Below are 24,079 nucleotides of genomic sequence, written 5' to 3' on the forward strand. Positions count from 1 at the left end.
CGCCTCTGGCCGTCGTCCGTCAGTACACAGCGAAGGCTCCGGCCGTCTCGGGCTGATCGTTGTGTGCAAGGGGGAGCAGTTTTGTCTGATTCAGTGACCGACGACCGCTATGCGCTCGTCAGCCGGAAAGCAGCGGACTGGGCGGCGGGCCTGGTGGATCTGGGGCACCGGAACACTCTGCTGCACTTCAAGGACACCAAGACCGCGAGTCTGGATCTGTCCGGCGGCACCCTGGCGTCGCTGGACCGGCTGCTGTCCGGCTCGGCGGAGACCTTGCGTGCCTTGCAGCCGGACCCGCAACTACTCAAGGAAGCGTGTGTCCGGGCCAAGAACATCCGGCGGCGGATCGTGGCGCTGGAGGAGGAGCAGGGGATCGAGGCCGGGCGGATCGCGCACGGCCTGGTCCGGCTGGCCGCGCGTCCTGGTGCGAGCGGACGATCCACCCCGGCGCTGCGGGCCCCGCTCCTGCTGCGGGCCGTGGAGATCAACGCGAAGACGGTCAGTGAGAGCGACTACACCCTCCAGCCCGGGGACGAGGTGGAGATCAATCCGGTGCTGCTCTACTCGCTCGTCCACGAGCACGGCGCGGAGTTGAAGCTGGAGGAGTTCACCGAACGGCTCAACGCAGTGGCGGCCGAGGCGGACGGACCGCAGTCCCGGCTGCAGATGGTCTACGAGACGCTGCGGACGGAGGTTGCGCCATGGGGCATCGAGTTGGAACTCGAGGCCAGGACCGTGATCGGTCTGTTCAGCTACGAGAAGTTGCCCATGGTCGAGGATCTTCTCAAGGCAACGCAACTGCTGGCCGGCAACGATGTCGTCTCCGCGCTGGCCGGCGACACCGGCGCCTTGACCGCACTTCAACAGGACGGCCGGGGCTTCACGTTCGTCGGCGTGGACGACATCTCCCCGCGGGACGAAGTCCTGGTGCAGGACGCGGATTCGTCCCAGGAAAGGGCGATCTCCGCCGCCCTGGCCGGGCACAACGTGCTGATCGAAGGCCCGCCGGGGACGGGGAAGAGCCAGACCATCGCCAATATCATCGCGGGTGCCGCGGCCCAGGGGCAGAAGGTCCTGTTCGTGGCCGAGAAGCGCGCCGCGATCGAGGCCGTCACCCAGCGCCTCGCCGAGGTCGACCTCGGTGGCCTGGTCTTCGATCTGCATCAGCAGAAGCTGAACAAACGGCAGCTCGCGCAGCAGTTGGCCGAGAGTCTCGACCGGGCCGCCGCCGAGCGTCCGGTCAGGGTCGACGAACTGAACGCCGGGTACGCCGACCGGCGCCGGCGTGCGGTTGCCTACACCAAGGAATTGCATGTCGTCCGGTCTCCCTGGGAGATATCGGCCTTCCAGACAATGGAGGAGTCGTTCCGGCTCTCGCCCGCGGCGCAGACCCGGCTCCGCTTCCGGGGGCCGATCCTGCAGACCCTCAGCGCGGGGGTGCTGTCCGAGGTGAGGCAGGACCTCCAGGAGTACGTGGAGTCCGGCGGGCCGAGGATCCGGCGCGGAGACTCACCGTGGTCGAACGCGACCGAGGTACGGACCGAGGCGGACATCGATCGGGTTCTGCTCGAGCTGGACGCCCTGACCGCGAAGACCTTGCACCGCAGTACTCAGGACATGGAGCTGGTTCTCCGGCAGACCGGCCTGGCCAAGCCGGCCGGGATCGACGGCTGGAGCGAAGTCCTGGAGCTGCTCGGCGGGATCGAGCAGGCGGTGGCGGAGTTCGGTCAGGAGGTCTTCCGCAAGGATCTCGACCTGCTGTACCTGGCGACCGCCGATCGCTCGGTGCGGAAGGCGGAGGGGCGGAAGCTGTCCTTCGGCGACCGACGGCGAGCGGTCAAGGCCGCCCGAGCGATGTCGAGACGCGGTATCAAGAGACGGCAGGATCTCAACCGGGCGATCTCCGAGGTCTGTCGCCAACGGGAGCGGTGGCAACGCCTGGGCGGACAGCAGAGCGACCCCGCCGGAGTAGAGGGCCTGGCGGACATCGTCAGTCACTACACGGACCTGCGCAACCAGCTCGCCGCAGTCGCGCTGTGCACCCGCATCGAGGACTTGGATCGACGCCCGGCCGAGGATGTTCAGTCGCAACTGGAGGAGCTCGAGGCCGACCGGGACACGTTGTTCCGGATGCCGAGACTGACTGAACTGACGCAGCGGTTCGAGGCGGTCGGCCTGGGGGCTCTGCTCGACGAGATCGTGGAGCGCGACGCGGACGCGGAGCAGGCGGCGAACATCCTGCGGCATGCCTGGTTGCAGTCGTTGATCGACCAGTTCAAGGTGTCGTCACCGGTACTACGTGACTTCGCGGCCGGCTTCCACACTCGCACCGTCACCGAGTTCTGCGCCGCCGACGTGCGGTTGCGCGAGGTAGCCCCCGGCCGGGTCCGGCGTGAGGTCGCGCGAATGCTCAGCGAGGCCTGCGACGAGTACCCCGACCAAGGCACCCTGGTGCGGAACCAGGCGAAGCGCAAGACCGGTCACATGCCGATCCGCAAGCTGGTCGAGAACGCCTCTGACGTCTTGCTCGCGCTGCGGCCGTGCTGGGCGATGTCGCCATTGCTCGTGAGCAAGACACTGCCGGCCGAGTGTCTGTTCGACATCGTCATCTTCGACGAGGCGAGTCAGATCCTGCCCCAGGACGCGATCACCTCGATCGTTCGCGGACGAAGGATCGTCGTGGCCGGGGACGATCGCCAGCTGCCGCCGTCGACGTACTTCCAGCGGATGCTCGGCGGGGCGGAGGAGGACGACGAGGACGAGGACAGCGCCGGGAGCCTGAAGGACTACGAGTCGATCCTGGCCCGGCTCAGCAGTCTGCTGACCCAGCGGCACATGCTGCGGTGGCACTATCGCAGCCGCGACGAACGGTTGATCGCCTTCTCCAACAACGAGATCTACGACCGGCAACTGGTGACCTTCCCCGGCGTTCTCGAAGGCAGCCCGATCACCCTCGACGTGGTGGACGGCAGGGCGGTACCGGGTCAGGACGGCTCCGCGGTCGCCGAGGTCGAGAAAGTGGTCGAGCGGGTGCTGGAGCATGCCGCCGAACGCCCGGACGAGAGCCTCGGCGTGATCGCGATGAGCCAGAAGCACGCGGATCGGATCGACCTCGCCCTGCGGGCCGCACTGCGGGAGAGGCCTGAACTGGAGCGGTTCTTCGGTGACGAGATGGGTGCTTCGAAGCGGTTCTTCGTCAAGAACCTCGAGCGGGTGCAAGGCGACGAACGCGACGCGATCATCCTGAGCGTCGGTTACGCGAAGCGGCCGGACGGCCGGGTCGCGAGGACGTTCGGTCCGTTGAACCGGGAGGGCGGCGAGCGACGGCTGAACGTCGCCGTCACCCGGGCGAAGCGCAGGATGACGGTCGTCTCCTCCTTCTCGCATGCCGATCTCGAGCCACGTCCGGACCGCAGCGGCGCCGAGCTGCTGCGGAGGTTTCTGGAGTTCGCCGAGCTCGGTGGAGACCTGACCAGGGTCGGCCGGATCACCAACGGGGAGCTGAACGGTTTCGAGGACAGCGTCTACACGGCCCTGCGCGAGGAGGGCATCCCGGTCTACCCCCAGTGGGGCTTCTCGGACGGATACCGGATCGACTTCGCGCTCGGCCACCCTGAGCAGAAGGGCAAGATGGTGCTGGCGGTCGAGACCGACGGCGAGCAGTACCACCTGGCGCACAGCGCGCGGGACCGCGACCGGCTCCGGCAGTCTCACCTGGAGAACCTGGGCTGGAGGTTCCACCGGTTGTGGTCCACGGCCTGGTTCTCCGATCCCGGCGGCGAGCTCGAGCGCATTGTGGAGAGCTGGCGGCAGGCCATGAAGGACGAAGTGCCGGCCCTTGCTCCGATCGTGCGCCAGGTCGCCCCTGTCCCGCCGGTGGAGGCTCCGTCCACGCAGCACCGTTCGCTGCCGCGCCCCGACGTCCCCTTCGGGCAGAAGATCACCGAGTACACCGACTACGAACTCGTGAGTGTCTTCACCTGGTTGCTGTCGGACGAGCTCTACCTGACCCGGGAGGCCCGGATCGAGCAGGGGATGAAGGAACTGGGGTTCTCCCGCCGGGGCAAGAACATCATCGACCGCCTGACCGCGGCCTTCGACACCGCACGGACGCAGTACAAGGGAGCGCACTGATGAAGCGGACACTCGACTCGATGACCATCGACCGGTTGGCGAAGCTTGTCGTCGACCTGGGTGGTCCGTGCGAGCGCAAGGGATACGAGCTGGAGAAGCTGCTGCAGCGATCCGCGTGGCCGGACTCCCCGGAGTACGACGGAACGCCCCGGATCCCGTGGCTGGTGGAGCAGATCGAGGCGCGCAACGGGACGAAGGACATCGAGCAACTGCTCTGCCGGGTCTGCGACCCGCTGGAGTACGACGGCGGGATGGAGATGGCCAGGTACTTCGCCGAACTGGTGAACGCGATCCTCGCTCCCGAGCAGTTGATGATCTCCTACGTGGGGCAGCGGCCGGTACTGGCCGGTGTCTCGGGTGACGGCAGGCATCCGGTCTACAGCGAGCCGGACGATCTGCAGAGACGCCTGGACGCCCTGATCGCGGACAAGGCGACCGTAGCCGTCCTGATGAACCGGCTGGCCGAGACCCGGATCTGCGAGGCGAACGGGGCCTATACCTTCGCCATCATCGGGATCGGCAGTCTGGTGGAGGGCATCCTGATGGCGATCCTGACCGAACAGGACCAGGAGTTCCGCGAGGGGCGGTCCAAAGACCAGGCGGGTAGGACGGTGAAGCCCGATCGGGCCGCGCTGGTCCATCTGATCGATCGCGCGGCCGAGCGCGGGCTGATCCAGTTCGACGCCACCAGGTTCATGCACACCGTCCGCGATTTCCGGAACTTCGTGCATCCGCGCAAGGAGCTGGTCGATCAGCCGGCCTTCGATCGCGACAGCGTGATGCTGTGCTGGGGGCCGGTGGGTGCTCTGCTCAACGACCTGGAGAAGAGCCTCGACGCGTTGACACCGCCGGTGACGACCGGCTGACGTCGGGATCGCCTTCGCTGGCTAGCGTTCGTAGGTGGTGAAGGCGAAGCCGTCGTGCTCGGTGCGGGCGGTTTCGCGCCACTCGGTGCGGTCGAAGGCCGGGAAGGTGACGTCGCCGTCGGGGGACTGGGCGACTTCGGTGAGTTCGAGGCGGTCGGCGTACGGGAGGGCCTGGCGGTAGATCTCGCCGCCGCCGGCGACGTAGAGATCGTTGCCCTCAGCAAGTTTGAGGGCCTCGTCGAGGTCGTGCGCCACCTCGACGCCGGCGGCCGACCAGTCGCGTTGCCGGGTGACGACGACCGTGCGCCGGCCGGGCAGCGGGCGGCCGATCGAGTCGTAGGTCTTGCGGCCCATCACCAGGGTGTGGCCGAGGGTGAGGGCCTTGAAGTGCTGCAGGTCCTCGCGGATCCGCCAGGGCAGGTCGTTGTCCCGCCCGATCACGCCGTTGGCGCCGACCGCGGCGATCAGGATCACGGTCATACGGCGATCGGCGCCTTGATCCCGGGGTGCGGGTCGTAACCGTCCAGTACGACGTCCGCGATCTCGTAGGAGTCGATCGAGTCGCGCTCGGCCAGTTGCAGCGTCGGCAGCGGGCGGGGCTCGCGGGTGAGCTGCAGCTTGGCCTGGTCGAGGTGGTTCAGGTAGAGGTGCGCGTCGCCGAGGGTGTGCACGAAGTCGCCGACCTCGAGACCGGTCTGCTGGGCGACCATGTGAGTCAGCAACGCGTACGACGCGATGTTGAACGGCACGCCCAGGAAGATGTCGGCCGAGCGCTGGTACAGCTGGCAGGACAGCTTGCCGTCGGCCACGTAGAACTGGAACATCGTGTGGCAGGGCGGCAGCGCCATCCCGTCCACGTCGGCGACGTTCCAGGCGTTGACGATGTGCCGGCGGGAGTCCGGGTTGTTCTTGATCGACTCGATCACGGCGGAGATCTGGTCGATCTGCCGGCCGTCCGGGGTCGGCCAGGAGCGCCACTGGTAGCCGTAGACCGGGCCCAGCTCGCCGTCGGCGTCGGCCCACTCGTCCCAGATCGAGATGTTGTTCTCGTGCAGCCACTTCACGTTGGTGGAGCCGCTCAGGAACCAGATCAGCTCGCCGACCACGGAGCGCAGGTGCAGCTTCTTGGTGGTGACGGCGGGGAAACCCTCGGTCAGGTCGTAGCGGGCCTGGTGGCCGAAGACGCTGAGCGTTCCGGTGCCGGTGCGGTCGCCCTTCTCGACGCCGTGGGTGAGGACGTGGTCGAGAAGCTCCAGATACTGCCGCATGCGGCCCACGGTACAGGCCTGGAAGTCGGCGGCCTGACAGACTCGGCAGGTGAGTTCTGACGAGTATGTGCTGACGCTGGTGCTGCAGGTGGAGAAGGGCGAGCGGCCGGAGCAGACCGATGCGCTGGAGACCGCGGCCCGGGCTGTGCTGGCGATTCTGGCGGACGAGCGGTCGGTCGGCGACGGGGAGTGGGCCGACGCGATGCGTGGCTGGCAGGACGCGCGGATCCGCAAGGTGGTACGCCGGGCGCGGGGTGCCGAGTGGCGGCGGGCTGCCGCGTTGCCGGGGATCACGGTGACGGGCGCGGCGGCCGTGGTACGGGTGTTTCCGCCGGAGTTGCTGGATGAGGTGCCGAAGGATCTGGCGAGGTTGCAGGTGACCGGGACCGATCTGGAGGACCCGGAGGAGCTGCCTGAGTTGGTGGCCGGCGTCCCGGTGTTGTGGGTGAATCCGGGGTTGGAGATGTCGACCGGGAAGACGATGGCGCAGGTCGGGCACGGGGCGCATCTGGCGTGGTTCGAGCTGTCCGACGGTGAGCGGAAGGCTTGGCAGGAGGACGACTTCCGGCTGGCTGTGCGCACTGCTTCGGCGGCGCGGTGGAAGACGCTGATGGAGGCTGGGCTGCCCGTCGTACAGGATGCGGGCTTCACGGAGATCGACCCTGGCAGCTACACGGTGATCGCCGATCATCCCGCGCTGCGGTAGCACGGGCAGGGGTCGGTTCGGTGCTTGTCTAACTGTTCGTGCCGGGCCGGTCACGGTGACTACGTTTCCGGTATGAGCAGACGAATCAGCGGGATCGCAGGAGCCATGGCTGCCGCAGCACTGCTGCTGTCGGGTTCGACCAGCCAGGTGGCGTCGGCCTCGACCTCCACCGTCAACGCGTGCGCGCCGGGACGGGTGTGCGGCTACAACCAGGGCAACATGGTCCTCAACCTCGGAACACCGATCAATCCTGGTGCGTGCCAGCGGCTCGGCCAGGCTGTCGACTACGTCGACAACGAGTCGAACGCCGCACAGCGGTTCTGGTCCGGCACCAACTGCACCGGGCGCAACGTGGTGATCTCGTCCGGTGGGCAGGGCCCGGTCAATCTCTTCTGGAGCGTCGGCGGGCTCTGACGGGCTGCCGGGCGTACCGCGCCCCCCGGCGGTGCGCCCGGCGTTACTTCAGCTGGTATCCGGCGAGCACGATCTCGTCCAGCTCGGGATCGCCGTCGAGCAGGTAGCCCTCGTAGTTGAAGCCGAACAGCGCGCGTAACGCGTCCTCGGCGAGCTCCAGCGGGTGGAACGGCAGCGGGTACTGCGGCTCGCCGTCCTCGGCCTCCAACTGGTGTTCCCCTGCCCAGTAGGAGCGTTCGAACGGCAGCGGGTCGCCGACGTTCTCGAAGATCCCGCCGTCCGGTGCCAGGCTGAGTGCCCTGAGCAACTGCTTGTCCGGCGTCCAGATCGCGTAGGCGAACCAGTCCACCACGCTGTGCATCGCGTGCAGATAGACAGTCCGGCCGTTGGCTTCGGCCAGGTACATCGCCGGCAGCGTCGACGGCCGGTCGAGGGCCACCTCGCCGCTGCAGATGACGGTGAGGCCCGGGAACACTCCGGCATACACGAGATCGTCCGGCGGGTTCGAGCTCTCGAGCAGGGTGCCGTCCGCGGTCTCGGCCAGGCGCGCCTCCGGGTGGAGGTGCTCGACCAGTGCGCGGGTGGCGGCTCGATCAGGTTGAGGATGCGAGCGGAGTACTTCGGCAACGTTGCCCTCGGCGTACAGCAGCATCCAGTCCTTGGCTCCCATTGGTCCTTTCTAGCTGATGCGGTAGTGCAGGTGGGTGACGCGGTCGCCTTGGACGACGGTCGGGTCGTCGAAGAGTTGCTGGCGGCCGGCGTAGTTGCCGAAGAAGCGGACGCCGGTGCCGAAGACGACGGGGACCAGAGCGAGGGACAGTTCGTCGACGAGTCCGGCTTCGAGTGCCTGGCCGGCGAGGTCGCCGGCGGTGACGGAGACGATCCGGTCCTCGCCGCTGTGTGCTTTGGCCTGCGCGATCGCCTCCTCGACCCCGTTGACGAAGGTGAACGGCGCGTCCGGGAACGGCCAGTCGGTCGGTGGCTCGTGGGTGACGACGAAGACGTGGTCGCCGACCGCGGGGACGCCGCCCCAGCCGTTGGTCAGGTCGAACAGACGGCGGCCGATCACCACCGCGCCGACCTTCGGCCAGAGCCCGCCGAGGAAGTCGGCGGTCGCCTGGCTGACGTGGAACGGGCGGCCCTGATCGGTGCCGTAGAACTCCACCGGGCCGTTCTCGTACCAGTCGAAGAGCGGGCCGACAGCATCGGCGGAGTCCGCGATGAACCCGTCCAGCGAGACGGCGGCGGAGACGACGACTTTGCTCATTTCACAACCTTGTAGGTGAGGTGTTGCGCGGCGGGAGTCGAGACGGTGCCGGTGAGTTCGAGGTTGATGCGGGCCGCGGACTCCGCCGGGAACAGCCGGGTGCCGGCGCCCAGTACTACGGGTGCCACGTGCAGCCGGACGACGTCGGCCAGCCCGGCGGCCAGGAAGGCGTAGCAGGTCTCGCCGCCTCCCATCACCACGATGTCCTTGCCGTCAGCAACTTCTTGCGCCTGCCGGAGGGCGCTGGCCGGCCCGTCGGTGACGAACCGGAACCGGTCGCCGAGCCGTGTTGTGGCGGGCGGTTCGTGGGTGAGCACGAAGATCGGCGGCACGTGCTTGTCCGCACCCTGGGCGCCGTAGCCCATCTCCTCGCTCCAGCCGTTCGGCCCGTCGATGATGTCGAAGAGTGTCCGGCCCTGGATCACCGCGCCGGTCTCGAGGAACGACGAGTCGAGTACCGCGCGGTCCGCCGCGTCGCCGTCGATCGCCCAGACGTGCAGCACCTCACCGCCCTGGCCGAGGCCGTGCTCCAGATCCACGTCGGGTCCGGTGACGTAGCCGTCCAGCGACATCGAGATGTCGACGACGACCGCGCTCATGACTCCCCCTTGGCGAGCAGCTCGGCGAGCCGGTCCATCGAGTCGTTGATGCCGTGCTCCATGCCGCTCTGGACCGCGGCGTCGCGGGCCTCCACCGACGGGAAGACCGACTCGGTGTGCAGCCGGACGCCGGTGTCGGTCCGGTGGTAGCGGGCGCGCTCCAGGCAGACCTCGCCGGGGGCGCCCTCCCACTCGAAGGTCTGGATCACCAGGGTGTCGGGCTCGACGGTGTGGAAGACACCGCGGAACGCGTACTCGCCGTGCTCGTCCTTGTGGACGTAGCGGTACCGGCCGCCCGGGCGGACGTCGTACTCGTCGATGGTCATCTCCAGCCCGCGCGGGCCGAGCCACTGGGCGACCAGTGCGGGGTCGGTCTGGACCCGGAACAACTGCGCGGGGGTGGCGTCGAAGTCCCGGGTCACCGAGACGAACGGCGTACCGGCGGGGGCGCTGATGGTGGTGGGGTTGGTGCTCATCGGTCCTGCTCCTTCACGGTTTCGAGTAGCGCGTCGATGCGCCGGAAGCTGGCCTCCGCGGCCAGCCGGTATCCGTCGATCCAGCTGGTCAGGCTCTCCAGCGCGGACGGGTCGAGCTGACAGGGCCGGCGCTGGCCGTCCCGGCTGCGGGTGATCAGGCCGGCGGCTTCGAGCACCTGAATGTGCCGCGACACCGCCTGCTTGGTGATCCCGAACGGCTCGGCCAGCTCGTTCACCGTCGCCTCGCCGCGCGACAACCGCGCGATCAGGGCCCGGCGTACCGGGTCACCGAGGGCAGTGAAGGCCCGGTCCAGCGCGTCTTCGTCAACCGACATCTTTATCAACCATTCCGTTGATCAACTGATGTGTTGACTATAAACAGACGGCTGGGCGCCGGTCAAGCGGTCCGGCTCAGACGGTTGCGAAGGCGGCCATCATGGCCATGTCCTCGTGTTCGAGGTTGTGGCAGTGGATCAGGTACTTGCCTCGGTGGGCGGTGAATCTGACCAGGACCTCGACCACCTCGGCGGGGCGGATGTCGACGGTGTCCTTCCAGCCGGCGTCGTACGGGCCGGGTTTGCCGCCGCCGCGACGCAGTACCTGGAAGGGGGCGAGGTGGACGTGCACCGGGTGGTGGACATCGGTGACGAACGACCACACCTCGTACTGGTCGAGCTTGACGGTTGCCTGCATGTTCTCGGGGTCGAAGGGTCTGCCGTTGATCGTCCAGCCCTGGTGGGTGCCGGCGTTGCCTCGGCGGAAGCGCCACTGGCGGTGGACCAGGCCTGACGGTTCCGGGACTGCGGCGTACGCCGAAAGCCTGGCGGGGATGAAGCTGTCGTCGGGTGCCTTGCGCGCGACCTTGAAGCGCATCACCTGCCCGGTGCGACCGCTGTCGAGCTTGTTGAGCAGTGTCACCTCAGTACCCGGCTCGTACTGCGTGAAGTCGATCACCACGTCGAATCGCTCGGCCGGTGCGACCACCAACGTCTTGTGCTCAAGGGGTGCGCCGAGCAGCCCGCCGTCGCTGCCGATCTGCGTCAGCCGGGCAGGTCCTTTGTCGAGCGCCAACTCGTAGCGCCGTGCGTTCGACGCGTTGAGGATGCGGAACCGGTAGCGCGCCGCGTCCACCTCGAGCACCGGCCACGGCGCGCCGTTGACCAGGATGACGTCGCCGATCACCCCTTCCATGTACTTCGCCGTGACGCCCGGCCCGTCGTCGGCGGCCGGGTAGCGGAACGATCCGTCGGCCGCGAAGGCGCGATCCGCGAGGATCAACGGGACCTCGCGATCGCCCGCAGGTAAGGAAAGCGCGTCCTCCTCGGCGTCGCGGATGAGGTGCAGCCCGAACAGCCCGCGATAGACCTGCGGAGCGGTGTAGTCCATCCGGTGATCGTGATACCAGAGCGCTGCCGCCCGTTGCTGATTTGGATAGGTGTAGGTCCTGCTGCCCGACTTCACGTCGCCGCCGGTCATGCCGCTGTGCCCGGCATGCTCGTGGTGCTCGCCGTTGGGCATCAGTAGGTCGAGCGGCCAGCCGTCGCTCGCGGCCGGCGTGTGGCCGCCGTGAAGATGCACAACCGTCGGTACGTCGAGCTGGTTGACCTGCTCGACCACAGTGGCTCGCCCGCTCCGTACGTCGAACGTCGGGCCTGGCAACAGTCCGTCGTACCCGAGGATCTCGGTTTTCAAGCCAGGCAGGATCTCCAGTGACGCCTTTTGCTGGACGACGCGGTAGTAGTCGACACCAGCGGCGGTCCGGAGTGGCTTCTTCACCGGCGGGATCGGCAGCGGCACCTTGAAGGCTTCCGGGAGTGGCGCCTCGCTGGTCAGCAGCTCGGCGGTCTGGCCGGGGGAGGCGTCGAGGCCGCAACTGGTCAGGGTGAGCGCGCCGGCCGCGCCCAGGAATCCACGGCGGGACAGCTTCACTGCTTGACCTCCTGGCGGAAGGACCAGACCGTCATCCAGACGACGGTGATCACGATGGTGGTGCCGAGTGGGATGTGTACGGCGAAGTTCTGCGCGTAGCCGAAGGTGACCTGGGTCAGCTCGGCGACGATCAGCACGAGGGTGACGAGCGCGGGCCAGAGCCGGCCGCGACCCGGCCAGCGGTAGAGCAGGGCGGCGACGAGTTGGAGTGTCGCGATCAGGAACAGCGACGATCCGATCGGGCCGTGCCAGGCCATCGCGTCGACCTCGCCGGAGAGGAAGTAGCCGGCCAGGATCGGCTGTGCGACGACCAGGGCCGCGTGCAGCAGGAGGGTGATCCGCAGGAGCCAGAGGGTGATCACTGGTTGGCCTCCTGGTGGAAGGTCCAGACGGCGAAGGCGCAGGCGATCGCGACGATCGCGATGCCGAGCGGGATGTGAAGTGCTAGCTGGCGGCTGTAGCCCATGGCGATCTGGACGGCCTCCGCGGTCAGGAGCAGCAGGCTGGCCAGTACTGCGCTGGCGCGGCCGCCGGAGCGCCAGTAGATGGTTGCTAGTAGCAACTGTCCGAGGGCGAGGAAGGCGAGTGCGAGGCCGATCGGCTCGTGCAGGCGGATGGCGGCGCTGGAGCCGTTGAGGTAGAGGCCGGCGAGGACGGGTTGCAGGCAGACCGCGACGGCGTGCAGCACCGCGAGCAGGCGGAGCATCACCAGGGACTTCATGGTGATGAAAGTAGTAGGCTGTCTACATGTAGCGCGACCAGGTAAAGCCCTGAATCGCCCCGGGGGGCGATTCAGGGCAGGTGGGGGTGAGGGTGGTGGATGAGCGCAGCGTCGGGTCGCTGGGGTCAGGTGGGCGAGCGCGGCGTCTGGCCCCTGGGTCAGGTTAGGCGGCCGAGGGCGGCGACTGAGATGCCGGCGCGTTCGCAGACCCAGTGGGGGTCGGGGCCCAGTTCGGGCTCGATTCGGAGTTCGTGGTCGTGCAGGTCGTCGCAGGCGGTGCAGCGGGGCCAGCGGACACCTGAGTCGGACAGCCGGTCCTGGACGTCCTGGGCGACCAGGCCGGCGATGTGCTCGGCGCCGTCGGGCCACTGGTCCAGCCACCACTGCCGGCCGGCCACGGCGTCCTCCAGCAGGGACACCATCACGGCGTCGTCGAATCCCCGCGCGGCCAGGTCGTGGAGCACCTGTGCGCGGGCCGTCAGCAGTACGCCTGGTTCGTTCATCGCCCATCAGAGTGCCAGACGGAACCGACAAAACCCCAAGCCGGAACGACTTGGGGTTTCGCCGGTTGCTGCGGTCAGCCTGCGAGCGGCTCGCAGCGCGGTGCCGGGTCGAGCCGGTCGGCGAGCTTGAGCTCACGCTCGGCGGCGGTCCGCAGTACGGCGCTGAGGCGGGCGCGGAGGGCGAACGAGCGGCGCGGGGCCGGCTCGTAGTACTCCTCCTGAGGAGCGTTCGGCAGGGCGGACTGGGCGAGGGACCTCGCGTTCTCCACTGCGGTGTTGCCGGCGATGAAATAAGTCATGGTCGTGCTCCCTTCCGAAGGGCGTGGTGATCAGAACCCATGGCCGGACGGCCATCGGTAGCCAGGTGGGTTGGATTCAGTTGCGGGGTGCCGGACCGCTGCTGGAGCGAACGACCAGCTCGGTCGGCAGGGTGATGTGCCGCTGGGTCTCGCCCGGGTCGAGCAGCAGCCGGCCGACGGCGCGGCCCTTGTCCTTGATCGGCTGCCGGACCGTGGTCAGCCCGGCCACCTCGGCGGCGGGGATGTCGTCGAAGCCGGTGACGGTCAGGTCCCGGCCGGGGACCAGGCCGCGGGCCTTCATCGCCTCGATCGCGCCGAGCGCCTGGACGTCGCTGAGTCCGGCGATCGCGGTCGGCCGGTCCTGCGAGTCGAGCACCCAGCTCGCCGCCGCCAGCCCGGAGTCGAAGGCGTTGTGGCCGCCGGAGACGACCCGGAACTGGGCGTCCGGCATCGTCTTGCGCAGCCCCTGGATCCGCAGGCTGCAGTCGTCGCAGTCGATCCGGTCGAGGTCCAGCTCGATCGGCCGGCCGCCGATCGCCTCGTGGTTGTCGACCAGCACGACCACGTCGCGGTGACCAAGGCGGCTCAGGTGCTCGCCCATCGCCGCGGCCGCGTCCAGCTCGTTGATGGCGACCCAGCCGTCGGCCAGGTCGTGCCCGCGCTGCGTCGACACGGTCGGGATGCCGCGGTTCTTCAGTACTTCGAGCGCCGGGTGACCGCGGTCCACGCAGAAGATCGCGGCGGTGTCGATCGCGGCCTGGCGGACCGCGTTGGTCCCGGACCGGACGTCGGTCGAACTGACCGGCATCAGCAGCAGACTGGTGGCGAACTCCTCGGCGATCTCGGCCAGGCCGGCCAGGAAGCCGACCGCGTACGGATCGGAGAAGGCATAGGAGAGCTGACTGGTGAACAGCACGCCGACCGAACCCGCCTTGCCGCTGCGCAACGCGCGAGCGGAGGCGTCAGGACCGGCGTACCCGAGCTCCTGGGCGGTGGCCAGGATCCGCTCCCGTACTGCGGCGGACAGCTGGTCAGGCTTGTTGTAGGCGTTGGAGACGGTCGACGGCGAGACTCCCGCGGCCTGCGCCACGGTCTTGAGGGTGACTCTCGGTGCCATCGTCCTGACCTCCTTCTGGATCGATCTTCTAAATCGTTCTAGAAAAACGATACAGAAGACTGCTGTAGAGTGCAACCGCTATTTCCGCGGCTGCGGCCGGGGCGATGCAGGATGATGGCTGGCATGGGTTCGTTGCTGGAGATCATCGCTTTGCATCCGGCGGACGCCGAGGCGGCTCAGGAGGGCGGCGCGGACCGGCTGGAGCTGTGCGCCTCGATGGAGGCCGACGGCCTGTGCCCGTCGGTCTCGACCGTGAGCGCCGTCCGCCGGGTGACCGACCTGCCGTTGCGGGTGATGCTGCGGCTGTCGGACTCGTTCGGCACCGACGGCGCCGAGCTGAACCGGCTGACCGCGCTGGCGCAGTCCTACCTGGCGGCCGGCGCGGACGGGTTCGTGTTCGGGTTCCTGACGCCGGACAACGAGGTGGACACCGAGTCGGTGGCCGCGCTGGCGAGCACCTTCGCCGACACCCCTTGGACCTTCCACCGAGCGGTCGACCACACGCTGGAGCAGCAGAAGGCCTGGCGGGCGCTGCGTACCCTGCACGGGCTGGACTGCGTGCTGACGGCCGGCTCGTCGCTCGGTGTCGGGCACGGGCTCGACGAGCTGCTCAAGCTGGCGTCGTCCGACGAGCAGGTGGCGAAGGTGATGATGGCGGGCGGCTCGCTGCAGCCGGAGCACGTGCCCTGGTTGTACGGCGCCGGGGTGCGACGGTTCCACGTCGGGTCGTCGGTGCGGCAGGACGGGTCGTGGACCAAGGCCTATGTGAACTCGCGGTTCGTCCGGTCGTGGCGGAACCTGCTCGACGCTCAGGACGAGAAGGCATGATCTACATCGATCCGCCCGCCTGGGCGGCGCACAACCGGTTGTGGTCGCATCTGGTCAGCGACGAGTCGTACGAGGAGCTGCACGAGTTCGCTCGTGCGGCGGGGATTCCGGCGCGGGGGTTCGATCGGGATCACTACGACGTGCCGTCCGACCGGTACGACGACCTGGTGGCGGCGGGAGCCGTGCCGGTGTCGAGCCGGGTGGTGGTGCAGCGGTTGCTTGCGTCGGGGTTGAGGCATCGCAAGGGGAGTTGAGATGGAGCTGGGTGGGTTTGCCGGGCTGGGCGCCGTGGTCGGGGTGTCGGATCGCGGGCGGCGGGAGGTGGCGGCGACCGGGGTCGAGGTCGGTACGCCGTTGCGGATCGCTTCGTTGACGAAGACGGTGACCGCTGCGGCGACCGTGCGGGCCTTGTCAGGCAAAGGGTTCGGGGTGGACACGGCGGTGGCTGAGGTGCTGCCGGAGTTGGAGACCCAGCTGACAATTGGTCAGGTCTTGTCGCAGTCATCGGGTCTTCGGCAGACCGTCAGTGCTTTGGATGCCGCTGGCTTGGGTGAAGGCGATGACGTGTTCGGTCGGGCCGCTCAGCTGGTGGTTGCCGGTGGGCAGGAGTATCCGCCGGGGGAGCGATGGGCCTACTACAACGGCAACTACTTCATCGCGGGCGCGCTGCTGGCGAGGCTGACCGGGGGCACCTTCGAGGACGGGCTCGGTGAACTGATCGCCGCTGCGGGGATGAACGACACGGGGTTCGAGCCGGCGGAAGGGTATCCGAGGGCTCGCCGGCCGAGTGGCGGGTTGTGGTCGACCGTGCCGGATCTGCTGGGCTTCTGCGAGTTTCTCCTGCAGGACAAGGCTTTACTCGCTGAGATCTCCAGGCCGAGAGTGGCGAACTACGGTCTGGGCTGGGCGGTCGGGCCGATGCTGTACTTGAACGGCCGGCTGGACGGCTACCGCGCGGCGATGCTGTTGTCGCCGGAGCACGAGTGGGCCGCGGTGATGCTGGTGAGCGACACCGACGCGCTGCCCGCCATCGCGCAGTACCTGGACCAGCTGCAGCGGCCGCTGACCGGCGTACCGATGGCTGGTCTGATCAACGACTTCGCGGCGTAACGAAAGGTGCCCCAGGCAACTAGCCTGGGGCACCCTCACTTCAATCGACGAGTTCGGTCACGGTGCCGGCGGCGACCGTGTGGCCGCCCTCCCGTACCGCGAAGCCGAGGCCGACCGTCATCGCGATCGGCTTCTCCAGCTCCACGCCCAGCTCGATCGAGTCACCGGGCATCACCAGGGCGATGTCGCCCAGGTCGATACCACCCGACACGTCCGTGGTCCGGAAGTAGAACTGCGGCCGGTAGTCCGCGGCGAACGGCGTGTGCCGGCCACCCTCGGCGGTCGACAGCGCGTGCAGCTGCGCCCGGAACTTCCGGTGCGGCTGCACACTGCCCGGCAGCGCCACCACCTGGCCGCGACGGACCTCGTCGCGCTTGATGCCACGCAGCAGCACGGCCGCGTTGTCACCCGCCTCCGCGGCCGCCAACGACTTGCCGAACGTCTCCAGCCCGATCGCCGTACTGGTGATCGTCGGGCCGAGGCCCACCACCTCCACCGCGTCGCCGAGCTTGAGCGAACCCTGCTCGACCGCGCCGGTGACGACGGTGCCGCGACCGCTGATGGTGAGCACGTTCTCGATCGGCATCAGGAACGGCTCGCCCAGCTCACGCTCGGGGACCGGTACGTAGTCGTCGACGGCGTCGAGCAGGTCGCCGATCGCCGTCATCCACTCGGGGTCGCCCTCGAGCGCACGCAGGCCGGAGACCCGGACCACCGGCACCTCATCGCCCGGGAAGCCGTACTCCGCCAGGAGTTCGCGGACCTCCAGCTCGACCAGGTCGAGCAGCTCGGGGTCGTCGACGGCGTCGGCCTTGTTCAGCGCGACGACCAGGTACGGCACGCCGACGCGTTGCGCGAGCAGCACGTGCTCACGGGTCTGCGGCATGGCGCCGTCCTGCGCCGACACGACCAGGATCGCGGCGTCCACCTGGGCGGCGCCGGTGATCATGTTCTTCACGTAGTCGGCGTGCCCGGGCATGTCGACGTGCGCGTAGTGCCGGTTGGCGGTCTCGTACTCGACGTGCGAGATGTTGATGGTGATCCCGCGCTGGACCTCCTCGGGCGCCCGGTCGATCCCGTCGAACGCGACGAACGAGTTGAGCTCCGGGTAGCGCTCGGCGAGCACCTTGGTGATCGCGGCGGTCAGCGTCGTCTTGCCATGGTCGACGTGCCCCATGGTGCCGATGTTGAGGTGCGGCTTGGTCCGCACGAACTGGCTCTTGGCCATGATGTCTGTTGTCCCTTGCTGGTCAGAAGAATCGCCTGAACCAGGACCCGAGAGCCCACCCGAACCGCTACCGCGGTCGGAGGGGGCCGTTACGCGCCACCCTCCTCCGCGGGTCCTGCGTCAGCAGGAGGAGGGTCGGCTTCGCGCGCCGGTGAACAGAGCTGAATCGTCTGACGTCCACGCGGCAGCGCCTGACAGGCTGAGGCCTGACAGGTACGCAACAGAATCCGCGCGGTACATGGTCATCACGTTATTGGTCAACGATGGTGACGGCAACGGATATTCCCGCTAGCTCAGCTTCTCCCTGGCGTAGCGCAGCGTCGGTCGTTGCATGGCCGGCTCGTGCATTTGCAAGAAGCTTCGGAGCGCTTGTTCGTCCAGCACACCGGCGTACTTGAGGGCGATGCCGACCGGTTTGGAGACCACCGGATCCTGGTCGGCGAGCAGCAGTTCGGCGAGTGCGAACAGGTCGGTGAGGTCCGTGGGGGCGCCGAAGCGGGCGAAGTACAGGGGTGCGGTGATCGCCGTCCGGCGACGGAGTGGGTCGGTCGTCCTGGCCAGCTCGAAGAGCGGCGCTCGGTCGCGCCGCAGGAGATACCGCCCGACCACGTGCGGCGCCGCCCGGTCGACCATGTCCCAGCTGTCGATGGCGTCGTGCCGCCGCAGATACAGCTCGTACGCCGTCCGCCGCTCGTCGTCCGTGGTTTTCTTGCCGCGGGCTTTGAAGTCGAGCACGCAGAACCCCGCGAGCCGTCCCTCGTACGACGGCTCGTCCAGCAGCCGCTCGACCTCGGCGAACGGCATGCTGGCGAACGCTTTCGCGGTGTCGAAGGTGTTGCGCATCGGCACGCCGAGCACGGCGCCAGTGCCGGGGTAGTGCTTGTGCACGACCTCACCCGGCCGGGCGTGGGTCTGCAAGGCAGCCAGTAGCTCCGCGGCGGTCAGGTCCATCTTCGGACCTTAGTTGAGGGCGAAGAGCCTGGTGCCGTCGCTGAAGATCGGGCGGCCGCTGGCGACTGTGACGGCGGGCTTGTTGCAGGTGACCTTCTTGGTCTCGGCTACCGAAGCTGCGGTTGCGCCAGGGACCAACGGGCGGGGCTGGACGCCGGTGGTGCCGACCATCACGGGGGAGCAACTCATGCCGTCCTCCTGGGGCATCAAGGTGACCACCCGGCCGTCGGGGAGGAGGCCGAAGCCGTCGCGGGGGAACGTGGGTTGCTGGAGCTTCGGGGGGACCTCGAGCAGGTGGTGCCACTGCGGTGTGCCGTCCGACGGGCTGAGCGCAGACACGTCGTACGTCTGGTCGTCGCCGCCCTCGGTGCTCGTCCGGCAGGTCACCAGGACGATCGTGGTGTGTGTCGCGGCCAGTTGCGCGTCGCAGGACGATCGGCCGAGCCGTGGCCTCGGCGTACCGGGCACTGGGCTGGCCCACAGCATGCGGCCTTCGTTGGCGTCCACTGACCACTGGTAGAGCGTGCCGCCGGCAGCGCCCGTCCACACGAGCCCGGAGACCTCACGAGTGTCCGGTACTGCGACAAGCTCGCCGATCCAGGTGGACGGGTCCAGCTCGGCACTCAGCTCGAACTTGATGCCCAGGTTGACCTCCCAGCGCTGCTTCCCGCTGGTCAGGTCAAGTCCTCGTACGACGGCGCCGTTGCCGCCACAGGCGTCCACTACGACAGCCTGGTCGCTCAGCAGCACGCCCTGCGTGACGGTGCACTTCAGGCGCGCCCGCCAGTGCGTCGGGTTGCTCACGCCATGCGCAACGACGTCTTTGCCCTCTGCGACCAGCAACTGGTTCGCGTCGACAGCGAGCGCCATACCGTCGGTGTGGACCTCGGTGAGCACCTTGCCGGTCTCTGCATCCAGTACTGCGTACGTCGGCAGGTCGATCCCGCTGGGAGCCCGGCCGTTGTCGTCAGGCAGATGAGCGGCGATCGTCCGGCCGTCACTGGAGATCAGCAGCCCGTCGGAGCCGCTCGATGCGGCGTTGTCCACGTCAGCCCGGGTGTACCGCCACCGGATCTGGCCGGTAGTCGCATCGGACATCACGACCCCGTCCGACCGCAGCTCGGCCACGCCGCCCACGGTCCCGGCGATAGCGCCCGTCGCGGGCACCTCCCGGCTCCAGGCGACGCCGCCGTCGAGCTGCACCGGCAGTACGCCGGGCGGCACGGTGGTCGTGGTGCTGACCGTGTTGGCCGTCTCGAGCCGCGCCTGGACGAACGGCTCACCAGCCGACACCACGATCCAGGCGAGTAGGGAGGCACACACCACGGTCACGCCAAGACTCAGTGCCCAAGGCGGTGCCATCGCGTACGGCGGGGCGAGCCGCAGCCGTCGCGCCAGTCCCAGGAGTCCGCCGGCGAGCAGTAGAGCCACGGAGGCGAGCATCAGGTACGGCCAGCGCTCGCTCATGGCGGCGCCGGGTTGGGTCGATGGCCACTGCCACCAGCAGATCCCGATCGCAATCACCCCGACCACCGCGAACACGAGCGCGGGGATCGTCACGAGCCGAGGTTGCGCCCGCCGGAACCAAGCGCACGTCAGCCCGGCGGCGACCGCAGTACCGGCTATCGGCGCCCAGACCGGGAAGCCGTTGATGTCTTCGGGAGCAGCGGGCCAGCGTGCGGCCGCACCGAGGCCGCGGCCGAGCAGTACGGAGGCTGCGATCACCACACCGAGCGCTGCGCCCAGGTAGATCATCGGGATCAGCCCGGCGATCGGGCGGGCCGCCTTGGGGCCCCACTGCTTCAGCTCACGCCGGAGGTTGTCCCGGGCGTCCTGCTCCCAGTGCTCGCGGCCGTGGTCGGTCGCGTACAGGCTGGTCTCGGAGAGGCTCTGCAGGAACGTCATCCGGCCGCGGGCGAAGTCGCGGTCCTCGACATGGGCGTACTCCGCGCGGATGCCGACGGAGTACTCGTCGTAGCGGGCCGCGGACATGCTCAGCACCCGCAGGTCGGCGTCGCACAGGACCGCGCCGTTCGCGTCGTCCGGCGCGCAGTCGTGTTTGGCGGTCAGCCGGATCAGCCGGCCGATCTCGGCCACCCGGTCCGCCTCGACGCCGTACGCCGACAGTTCGAGCTCGGCGAGCTGGGCGGAGACCTCTTCGTTCTCCCCCGGGTCGGCCTGCGGGTCGTAGATCGCGTCGTGGAACCAGGCGGCCAGCCGGACCGCGTCCACGTCCTCGGCGGTACCGGCCAGCTCGTCGATGGTGGCGAGCATCTCGGTCAGGTGCCGCTGGTCGTGATAGTGCCGGTGTTGCTCTGCGTAACGGGCCAGCAGGTCTTCGCCCAACGGCTGCGCGTGCGGCAGCAGGCGATTCCACTGGTCGCGCAGGTCCATGCCGGTGAGTCTTGCACTCGGTGACGGCCCGGGCCGACCGATCCCGGGGTCCCGGTTAGGGTCGTGGCCAAAGCGATATCGGCTCGTCACAAGGAGGACACCAATGCGCTTCGGGTTGGTCGGGACGGGGCCGTGGGCGAAATTGACCCATGGACCGGGTCTTCAGGCGGCCGGACCAGTCGATCTGGTGGGCGTTTGGGGGCGTGATCCCGGCAAGACGAGTGCATTGGCTACAGATTTAAAGACAGCGGCCTATGGCGACTACGCAGCGTTACTCGCGGACGTCGACGCGGTCGCTTTCGCCGTACCACCGGCAGTTCAAGCTTCGATGGCGCTCGAGGCCGCGGCCGTCGGCAAGCACCTGCTGCTCGACAAGCCCGTCGCCGACTCACTCGCCGACGCCCGGGCGCTGGCAGACGAGGCCACCGCCGAGGGGATCGCCTCGGTGGTCTTCTTCACCGGCCGGTTCGAGCCGCAGACCCGCGCTTTCTTCGACCAGGTCCAGGCGACCGGCGGCTGGAAGGGCGGCTGGTCCCGGATGCTCGCCTCGCTCGACGCCCCGGGCAACCCGTTCAGCGAGTCACCCTGGCGGCGGGAGCAGCGCGGCGCCCTCTGGGACGTCGGCCCGCACGCGCTGTCCAACCTGACCGGGCTGCTGGGCCCGATCGCCGACCTTCGCGCGATCGGCGGCGAAGGCGACCTCGTCCACCTGGTCCTGATCCACGACTCGGGCGCGACCAGCACGGCCAGCCTGTCGCTGTCAGCACCGCCCGAGGGCGCCAACTTCGAGACCGGCATCTGGGGAGAGACCGGTACTGCGATCCTGCCGCGAAGCGACACCCCGGCCGTCGATGCCTTCACCCTGGCCGCCACCGAGCTGGTAGCCGCAGCAGAGTCCGGCGACTCCCACCCGGTGGATGTCACCTTCGGTAGGCGAGTGGTGGAGCTACTGGCCTCCGCGGAGGAGCAACTCAGCGCAGGGCGATGATCCCGGCCTGCCCTGAGGTCAGGACCAGATTGCCGATCGCCACCGGGTCGCGGCTGCAGGAGATGCCGGTTGGCAGCTTCACCCGGCGAAGTCCGGTCTTGTCGATGACATTGGCCCAGCAGGCGTTGCCGCTGGTGGCCAGGGTGACCACCCGGCCGTCGGTGGTGACGGCGACTCTCGTGCGGGGGTCTACCGGGGCCGTGTTCTGCCAGGCGGTCTGACCTGTTGTCGTGTCGATCGCCGTCACTACTGTCTTGATGTTCTGCTGGGTCTCCGGCCCAGGGCAGTCCACAACGATCAACAGTTGCCCGGCGCCCTTCAGCAGGGTCCGGCATGCCCAGCCCGGCGGTACCTTCCAGCGCCACTTGGTCTCACCCGTGCGCGGCTCGATCGCCACCAGCGCGGCCGGTACGTCGGAGTCGCCGCCCGGCTCGGCCACGACCACCAGCCCACCGACCACGACCGGCCGCCGGTACATGTCGGCCGGTGCCTTGGTCCAGAGCGTCTTCCCGCTCTTGAGGTCGAGCCCGGTCACCTCGTCGGGCTTGCTGCCGCAGCTGTGCCCGAGGAAGGTGACCACCGTGTCCGAGGTCGCCACCGCGCCGATGTTGGTGCAGCGCCCCGGTGCGAAGGTCCACCGGTTGCCGCCGTCGGGGTCGACGCCGTACAGCTTGTCGGAGCCGCGGGAGACACGCTCGCCCGTCAGCAGCGGGTCGGCCTGCTGGACGCTGTGATCCCGCGTGCCACCCGGCCAGGCGGCTTCCCGCTTGCCGGTGTTCGCGTTGAGCAGCAGATAGCCGATGTCGGCGAACTCGGCCAGCACGTAGTCGCCGTTGCCGGTCGCGACGATGTCCGGCTTCTCGTCCGAGTCGGATCTGCTGTAGCGCCACCGCAGCTCGCCGGTGGCCGCATCGAGCATCTCCACCACACCGCTCTGCCGCGGAACAGCGATCCCGTACTTCGTCCCGACGGCCTCCTCCGCGCCGGCGTTGGTCCGCCCCCGGCTGACCCAGGTAACGCCACCGTCAAGCACCGAAGCAGGCTGCTCGCCAGCGGACTTGCGAGGCCCTTCCAACCGCTCGTTGGCATTCAGCACATAGCTCCTCGCCAGCGGCTGCACGACCAGCAGGAGCAGGAGCGCGATCACCCCCGGTACTGCGAGCCAGGACAGCTGCTGGCCGAGATTCCGGGACGGCAGGAACCTCGCGTTCCTGATGCGCAGCAGGGAGGCAACCAGCGCCGCACTGCCGGCCAGCAAGAGCAGTAGGAGCGCAGAGATCATCAGCGGAACGCGGAGGCCGAGACCGACGGCAGGGTTGGTCACTGGGACTTGCGCCCAGGCAACCAGCAGCCCGGTCACTGCGATGGCCACTACTGCTCCAGCGATCAGTCGCGAGCGTTGGCTGGAGCTACGAGCTGATCTGAAGAGCACTGGCGTACAGAAGAGCGAGAAGACGGCCAGGGCGATCGGTGGCCAACCAGCCTCGGGCTCTACCGTCGGGACCTGCCAGGGAGCGCCTGCTGCGGCTATAGAGGCCACCGTTGCTGCTACTGCCGAGAAGGTCGCTGTGGCAGCCAGTGCTGCTTGCTGCCACCCACGCCAAGGCGCAGGCAGCTCACTGTCGAGCCCGGCAAGCTCCGACTCCAGGTTGGCGCGGGCCGCGCCGCCCATGCGCTGCCGAGCCAGCTGGGTTCGGTAGAGATGCCCGTCCAGCAACTGCCGTACTTCGTCGTACCGGCGGCCGATCGCGACAGTGCGGTCACCGGCATCACGGCGTACTTCGGAAGCGTGGGCGGTGTAGCGAGCAGGTGCGGTCGCCAGGATGCCGTTGACGGCGTCGAGCAGCACGTCGCCGTTGGCGTCGCGCCGGGGCGGCGCGTAGGAGTCGGTCGGCGGGGTCGCGAGCTCGCCGGTCAGCCGGACGAGTCTGGCCACCTCGGCGATCCGGATCGGGTCCACGCCGTAGCCGGGAAGGGTCTGTTCGGCCAGCCGGGCGGACGATTCCGCGTCCTCGGCGGCGCCCCCGCCGGGCTGGTGCACGGCCCGGTGGAACCAGGCCGCGAGCCGCACCGAGGTCGGGTCGGTGCTGAGCTGGATCAGCGAGTCGAGCGCGTCCAGGACGGCCTCGAGGTACTGGTCGCGATAGGCGCGCCGGGTCCGCTCGACGTACCGCGCGACCAGGTCGTCCGCCAGCGGCGCCGAGCCAGGAACCGGCTCGCTCCACCGCATCCGCAGAACCACCACCGCCACAGTCTGCCAGTACGACCACAACGGTGGCCG

Annotated in this window: 25 protein-coding genes; 8 read left to right on the top strand and 17 right to left on the bottom strand. The window is 68.6% G+C overall.

Annotated elements, in window-relative coordinates:
• The first annotated feature begins 81 nt into the window (after positions 1-81).
• Entirely contained in the window at positions 82-4,134 is a 4,053-nt protein-coding gene (locus tag AB0P21_RS18095; RefSeq protein ID WP_363697917.1) for an AAA domain-containing protein, read from the top strand.
• Entirely contained in the window at positions 4,134-5,000 is an 867-nt protein-coding gene (locus AB0P21_RS18100; protein ID WP_363697919.1) for a hypothetical protein, read from the top strand. The genes AB0P21_RS18095 and AB0P21_RS18100 overlap by 1 nt, the downstream gene beginning before the upstream one ends.
• Before the next feature lie 21 nt (positions 5,001-5,021).
• Here the strand turns inward: AB0P21_RS18100 and AB0P21_RS18105 are convergent, their stop codons facing one another.
• Together AB0P21_RS18105 and AB0P21_RS18110 are read right to left on the bottom strand one after the other, a co-directional pair.
• Complete coding sequence (locus AB0P21_RS18105) at positions 5,022-5,480, bottom strand: dihydrofolate reductase (RefSeq protein WP_363697920.1); 459 nt, start codon at positions 5,478-5,480, stop codon at positions 5,022-5,024.
• Positions 5,477-6,268 (bottom strand): thymidylate synthase, encoded by a 792-nt coding sequence (locus AB0P21_RS18110; RefSeq protein ID WP_363697922.1) that lies wholly within the window; start codon positions 6,266-6,268, stop codon positions 5,477-5,479. Before AB0P21_RS18110 ends, AB0P21_RS18105 begins: the two co-directional genes overlap by 4 nt.
• Positions 6,269-6,317: 49 nt before the next feature.
• On the opposite strand from AB0P21_RS18110, the gene AB0P21_RS18115 reads away from it, so the two are divergent.
• Positions 6,318-6,974 (top strand): peptidyl-tRNA hydrolase, encoded by a 657-nt coding sequence (locus AB0P21_RS18115; protein ID WP_363697924.1) that lies wholly within the window; start codon positions 6,318-6,320, stop codon positions 6,972-6,974.
• Positions 6,975-7,046: 72 nt separating this feature from the next.
• Positions 7,047-7,388 (top strand): hypothetical protein, encoded by a 342-nt coding sequence (locus AB0P21_RS18120; protein WP_363697926.1) that lies wholly within the window; start codon positions 7,047-7,049, stop codon positions 7,386-7,388.
• Between the two features lie 43 nt (positions 7,389-7,431).
• Here AB0P21_RS18120 and AB0P21_RS18125 read toward each other — a convergent pair whose 3' ends face one another.
• From AB0P21_RS18125 to AB0P21_RS18175, 11 genes are all read right to left on the bottom strand, one after another.
• Complete coding sequence (locus tag AB0P21_RS18125) at positions 7,432-8,058, bottom strand: hypothetical protein (RefSeq protein WP_363697927.1); 627 nt, start codon at positions 8,056-8,058, stop codon at positions 7,432-7,434.
• Positions 8,059-8,067: 9 nt separating this feature from the next.
• On the bottom strand, positions 8,068-8,655 hold the full coding sequence (locus AB0P21_RS18130) for a dihydrofolate reductase family protein (RefSeq protein ID WP_363697928.1): 588 nt from the start codon (positions 8,653-8,655) through the stop codon (positions 8,068-8,070).
• Complete coding sequence (locus tag AB0P21_RS18135) at positions 8,652-9,254, bottom strand: dihydrofolate reductase family protein (protein WP_363697929.1); 603 nt, start codon at positions 9,252-9,254, stop codon at positions 8,652-8,654. Before AB0P21_RS18135 ends, AB0P21_RS18130 begins: the two co-directional genes overlap by 4 nt.
• Positions 9,251-9,730: an SRPBCC family protein gene (locus AB0P21_RS18140; protein WP_363697931.1), complete on the bottom strand. Its 480-nt coding sequence runs from the start codon at positions 9,728-9,730 to the stop codon at positions 9,251-9,253. The genes AB0P21_RS18135 and AB0P21_RS18140 overlap by 4 nt, the downstream gene beginning before the upstream one ends.
• On the bottom strand, positions 9,727-10,065 hold the full coding sequence (locus tag AB0P21_RS18145) for a metalloregulator ArsR/SmtB family transcription factor (RefSeq protein WP_363697932.1): 339 nt from the start codon (positions 10,063-10,065) through the stop codon (positions 9,727-9,729). The genes AB0P21_RS18140 and AB0P21_RS18145 overlap by 4 nt, the downstream gene beginning before the upstream one ends.
• Positions 10,066-10,141: 76 nt before the next feature.
• On the bottom strand, positions 10,142-11,659 hold the full coding sequence (locus tag AB0P21_RS18150; RefSeq protein WP_363697934.1) for a multicopper oxidase domain-containing protein: 1,518 nt from the start codon (positions 11,657-11,659) through the stop codon (positions 10,142-10,144).
• Entirely contained in the window at positions 11,656-12,021 is a 366-nt protein-coding gene (locus tag AB0P21_RS18155; RefSeq protein WP_363697936.1) for a hypothetical protein, read from the bottom strand. The genes AB0P21_RS18150 and AB0P21_RS18155 overlap by 4 nt, the downstream gene beginning before the upstream one ends.
• The gene (locus AB0P21_RS18160; RefSeq protein WP_363697938.1) at positions 12,018-12,380 is read right to left on the bottom strand and encodes a hypothetical protein; all 363 of its coding nucleotides are present in this window, start codon (positions 12,378-12,380) and stop codon (positions 12,018-12,020) included. Before AB0P21_RS18160 ends, AB0P21_RS18155 begins: the two co-directional genes overlap by 4 nt.
• Before the next feature lie 158 nt (positions 12,381-12,538).
• Positions 12,539-12,883, bottom strand: a complete 345-nt coding sequence (locus tag AB0P21_RS18165; RefSeq protein WP_363697939.1) for a hypothetical protein — start codon at positions 12,881-12,883, stop codon at positions 12,539-12,541.
• A gap of 74 nt (positions 12,884-12,957) precedes the next feature.
• Positions 12,958-13,182 carry a hypothetical protein gene (locus AB0P21_RS18170; protein ID WP_363697941.1) on the bottom strand — a complete coding sequence of 75 codons (225 nt, stop codon included), beginning with the start codon at positions 13,180-13,182 and terminating at the stop codon, positions 12,958-12,960.
• A 76-nt stretch (positions 13,183-13,258) separates the two neighbouring features.
• Positions 13,259-14,299 (bottom strand): LacI family DNA-binding transcriptional regulator, encoded by a 1,041-nt coding sequence (locus tag AB0P21_RS18175; RefSeq protein ID WP_363697943.1) that lies wholly within the window; start codon positions 14,297-14,299, stop codon positions 13,259-13,261.
• A 123-nt stretch (positions 14,300-14,422) separates the two neighbouring features.
• Between AB0P21_RS18175 and AB0P21_RS18180 the strand changes: the two genes are divergently transcribed.
• From AB0P21_RS18180 to AB0P21_RS18190, 3 genes are read left to right on the top strand one after another with little or no spacing between them, the layout of a single operon-like run.
• Entirely contained in the window at positions 14,423-15,127 is a 705-nt protein-coding gene (locus tag AB0P21_RS18180; protein ID WP_363697945.1) for a copper homeostasis protein CutC, read from the top strand.
• Complete coding sequence (locus AB0P21_RS18185; protein WP_363697946.1) at positions 15,124-15,381, top strand: DUF4031 domain-containing protein; 258 nt, start codon at positions 15,124-15,126, stop codon at positions 15,379-15,381. The genes AB0P21_RS18180 and AB0P21_RS18185 overlap by 4 nt, the downstream gene beginning before the upstream one ends.
• 1 nt (position 15,382) lies before the next feature.
• Positions 15,383-16,237 (top strand): serine hydrolase domain-containing protein, encoded by an 855-nt coding sequence (locus AB0P21_RS18190; protein WP_363697948.1) that lies wholly within the window; start codon positions 15,383-15,385, stop codon positions 16,235-16,237.
• 40 nt (positions 16,238-16,277) lie between these two features.
• Here AB0P21_RS18190 and tuf read toward each other — a convergent pair whose 3' ends face one another.
• The 3 genes from tuf to AB0P21_RS18205 form a co-directional block, all read right to left on the bottom strand.
• Positions 16,278-17,465, bottom strand: a complete 1,188-nt coding sequence (gene tuf, locus AB0P21_RS18195; RefSeq protein ID WP_363697949.1) for an elongation factor Tu — start codon at positions 17,463-17,465, stop codon at positions 16,278-16,280.
• Positions 17,466-17,753: 288 nt separating this feature from the next.
• The gene (locus AB0P21_RS18200) at positions 17,754-18,416 is read right to left on the bottom strand and encodes a DNA alkylation repair protein (RefSeq protein ID WP_363697951.1); all 663 of its coding nucleotides are present in this window, start codon (positions 18,414-18,416) and stop codon (positions 17,754-17,756) included.
• Positions 18,417-18,425: 9 nt separating this feature from the next.
• Positions 18,426-20,810, bottom strand: coding sequence for a hypothetical protein (locus AB0P21_RS18205; protein WP_363697953.1), 2,385 nt, complete (start codon positions 20,808-20,810; stop codon positions 18,426-18,428).
• A 103-nt stretch (positions 20,811-20,913) separates the two neighbouring features.
• Between AB0P21_RS18205 and AB0P21_RS18210 the strand changes: the two genes are divergently transcribed.
• Positions 20,914-21,798 (top strand): Gfo/Idh/MocA family oxidoreductase, encoded by an 885-nt coding sequence (locus AB0P21_RS18210; protein WP_363697955.1) that lies wholly within the window; start codon positions 20,914-20,916, stop codon positions 21,796-21,798.
• Here AB0P21_RS18210 and AB0P21_RS18215 read toward each other — a convergent pair.
• Positions 21,782-24,043, bottom strand: a complete 2,262-nt coding sequence (locus AB0P21_RS18215; RefSeq protein WP_363697956.1) for a PQQ-binding-like beta-propeller repeat protein — start codon at positions 24,041-24,043, stop codon at positions 21,782-21,784. The two genes, AB0P21_RS18210 and AB0P21_RS18215, sit on opposite strands and share 17 nt — an antisense overlap.
• Between the last annotated feature and the right edge of the window lie 36 nt (positions 24,044-24,079).

The sequence above is a fragment of the Kribbella sp. NPDC056861 genome (genome assembly GCF_040687575.1).
In the GTDB taxonomy this organism is placed as follows: domain Bacteria; phylum Actinomycetota; class Actinomycetes; order Propionibacteriales; family Kribbellaceae; genus Kribbella.

Excerpts from the sequence above, each read along its gene's own strand:
- AB0P21_RS18100 (WP_363697919.1), top strand. The coding sequence starts at position 4,134 with ATGAAGCGGACACTCGACTCGATGACCATCGACCGGTTGGCGAAGCTT.
- AB0P21_RS18105 (WP_363697920.1), bottom strand. The coding sequence starts at position 5,480 with ATGACCGTGATCCTGATCGCCGCGGTCGGCGCCAACGGCGTGATCGGG.
- AB0P21_RS18110 (WP_363697922.1), bottom strand. The coding sequence starts at position 6,268 with ATGCGGCAGTATCTGGAGCTTCTCGACCACGTCCTCACCCACGGCGTC.
- AB0P21_RS18120 (WP_363697926.1), top strand. The coding sequence starts at position 7,047 with ATGAGCAGACGAATCAGCGGGATCGCAGGAGCCATGGCTGCCGCAGCA.
- AB0P21_RS18125 (WP_363697927.1), bottom strand. The coding sequence starts at position 8,058 with ATGGGAGCCAAGGACTGGATGCTGCTGTACGCCGAGGGCAACGTTGCC.
- AB0P21_RS18130 (WP_363697928.1), bottom strand. The coding sequence starts at position 8,655 with ATGAGCAAAGTCGTCGTCTCCGCCGCCGTCTCGCTGGACGGGTTCATC.
- AB0P21_RS18135 (WP_363697929.1), bottom strand. The coding sequence starts at position 9,254 with ATGAGCGCGGTCGTCGTCGACATCTCGATGTCGCTGGACGGCTACGTC.
- AB0P21_RS18140 (WP_363697931.1), bottom strand. The coding sequence starts at position 9,730 with ATGAGCACCAACCCCACCACCATCAGCGCCCCCGCCGGTACGCCGTTC.
- AB0P21_RS18145 (WP_363697932.1), bottom strand. The coding sequence starts at position 10,065 with ATGTCGGTTGACGAAGACGCGCTGGACCGGGCCTTCACTGCCCTCGGT.
- AB0P21_RS18160 (WP_363697938.1), bottom strand. The coding sequence starts at position 12,380 with ATGAAGTCCCTGGTGATGCTCCGCCTGCTCGCGGTGCTGCACGCCGTC.
- AB0P21_RS18165 (WP_363697939.1), bottom strand. The coding sequence starts at position 12,883 with ATGAACGAACCAGGCGTACTGCTGACGGCCCGCGCACAGGTGCTCCAC.
- AB0P21_RS18170 (WP_363697941.1), bottom strand. The coding sequence starts at position 13,182 with ATGACTTATTTCATCGCCGGCAACACCGCAGTGGAGAACGCGAGGTCC.
- AB0P21_RS18175 (WP_363697943.1), bottom strand. The coding sequence starts at position 14,299 with ATGGCACCGAGAGTCACCCTCAAGACCGTGGCGCAGGCCGCGGGAGTC.
- AB0P21_RS18180 (WP_363697945.1), top strand. The coding sequence starts at position 14,423 with ATGGGTTCGTTGCTGGAGATCATCGCTTTGCATCCGGCGGACGCCGAG.
- AB0P21_RS18185 (WP_363697946.1), top strand. The coding sequence starts at position 15,124 with ATGATCTACATCGATCCGCCCGCCTGGGCGGCGCACAACCGGTTGTGG.
- AB0P21_RS18190 (WP_363697948.1), top strand. The coding sequence starts at position 15,383 with ATGGAGCTGGGTGGGTTTGCCGGGCTGGGCGCCGTGGTCGGGGTGTCG.
- tuf (WP_363697949.1), bottom strand. The coding sequence starts at position 17,465 with ATGGCCAAGAGCCAGTTCGTGCGGACCAAGCCGCACCTCAACATCGGC.
- AB0P21_RS18200 (WP_363697951.1), bottom strand. The coding sequence starts at position 18,416 with ATGGACCTGACCGCCGCGGAGCTACTGGCTGCCTTGCAGACCCACGCC.
- AB0P21_RS18205 (WP_363697953.1), bottom strand. The coding sequence starts at position 20,810 with ATGGACCTGCGCGACCAGTGGAATCGCCTGCTGCCGCACGCGCAGCCG.
- AB0P21_RS18210 (WP_363697955.1), top strand. The coding sequence starts at position 20,914 with ATGCGCTTCGGGTTGGTCGGGACGGGGCCGTGGGCGAAATTGACCCAT.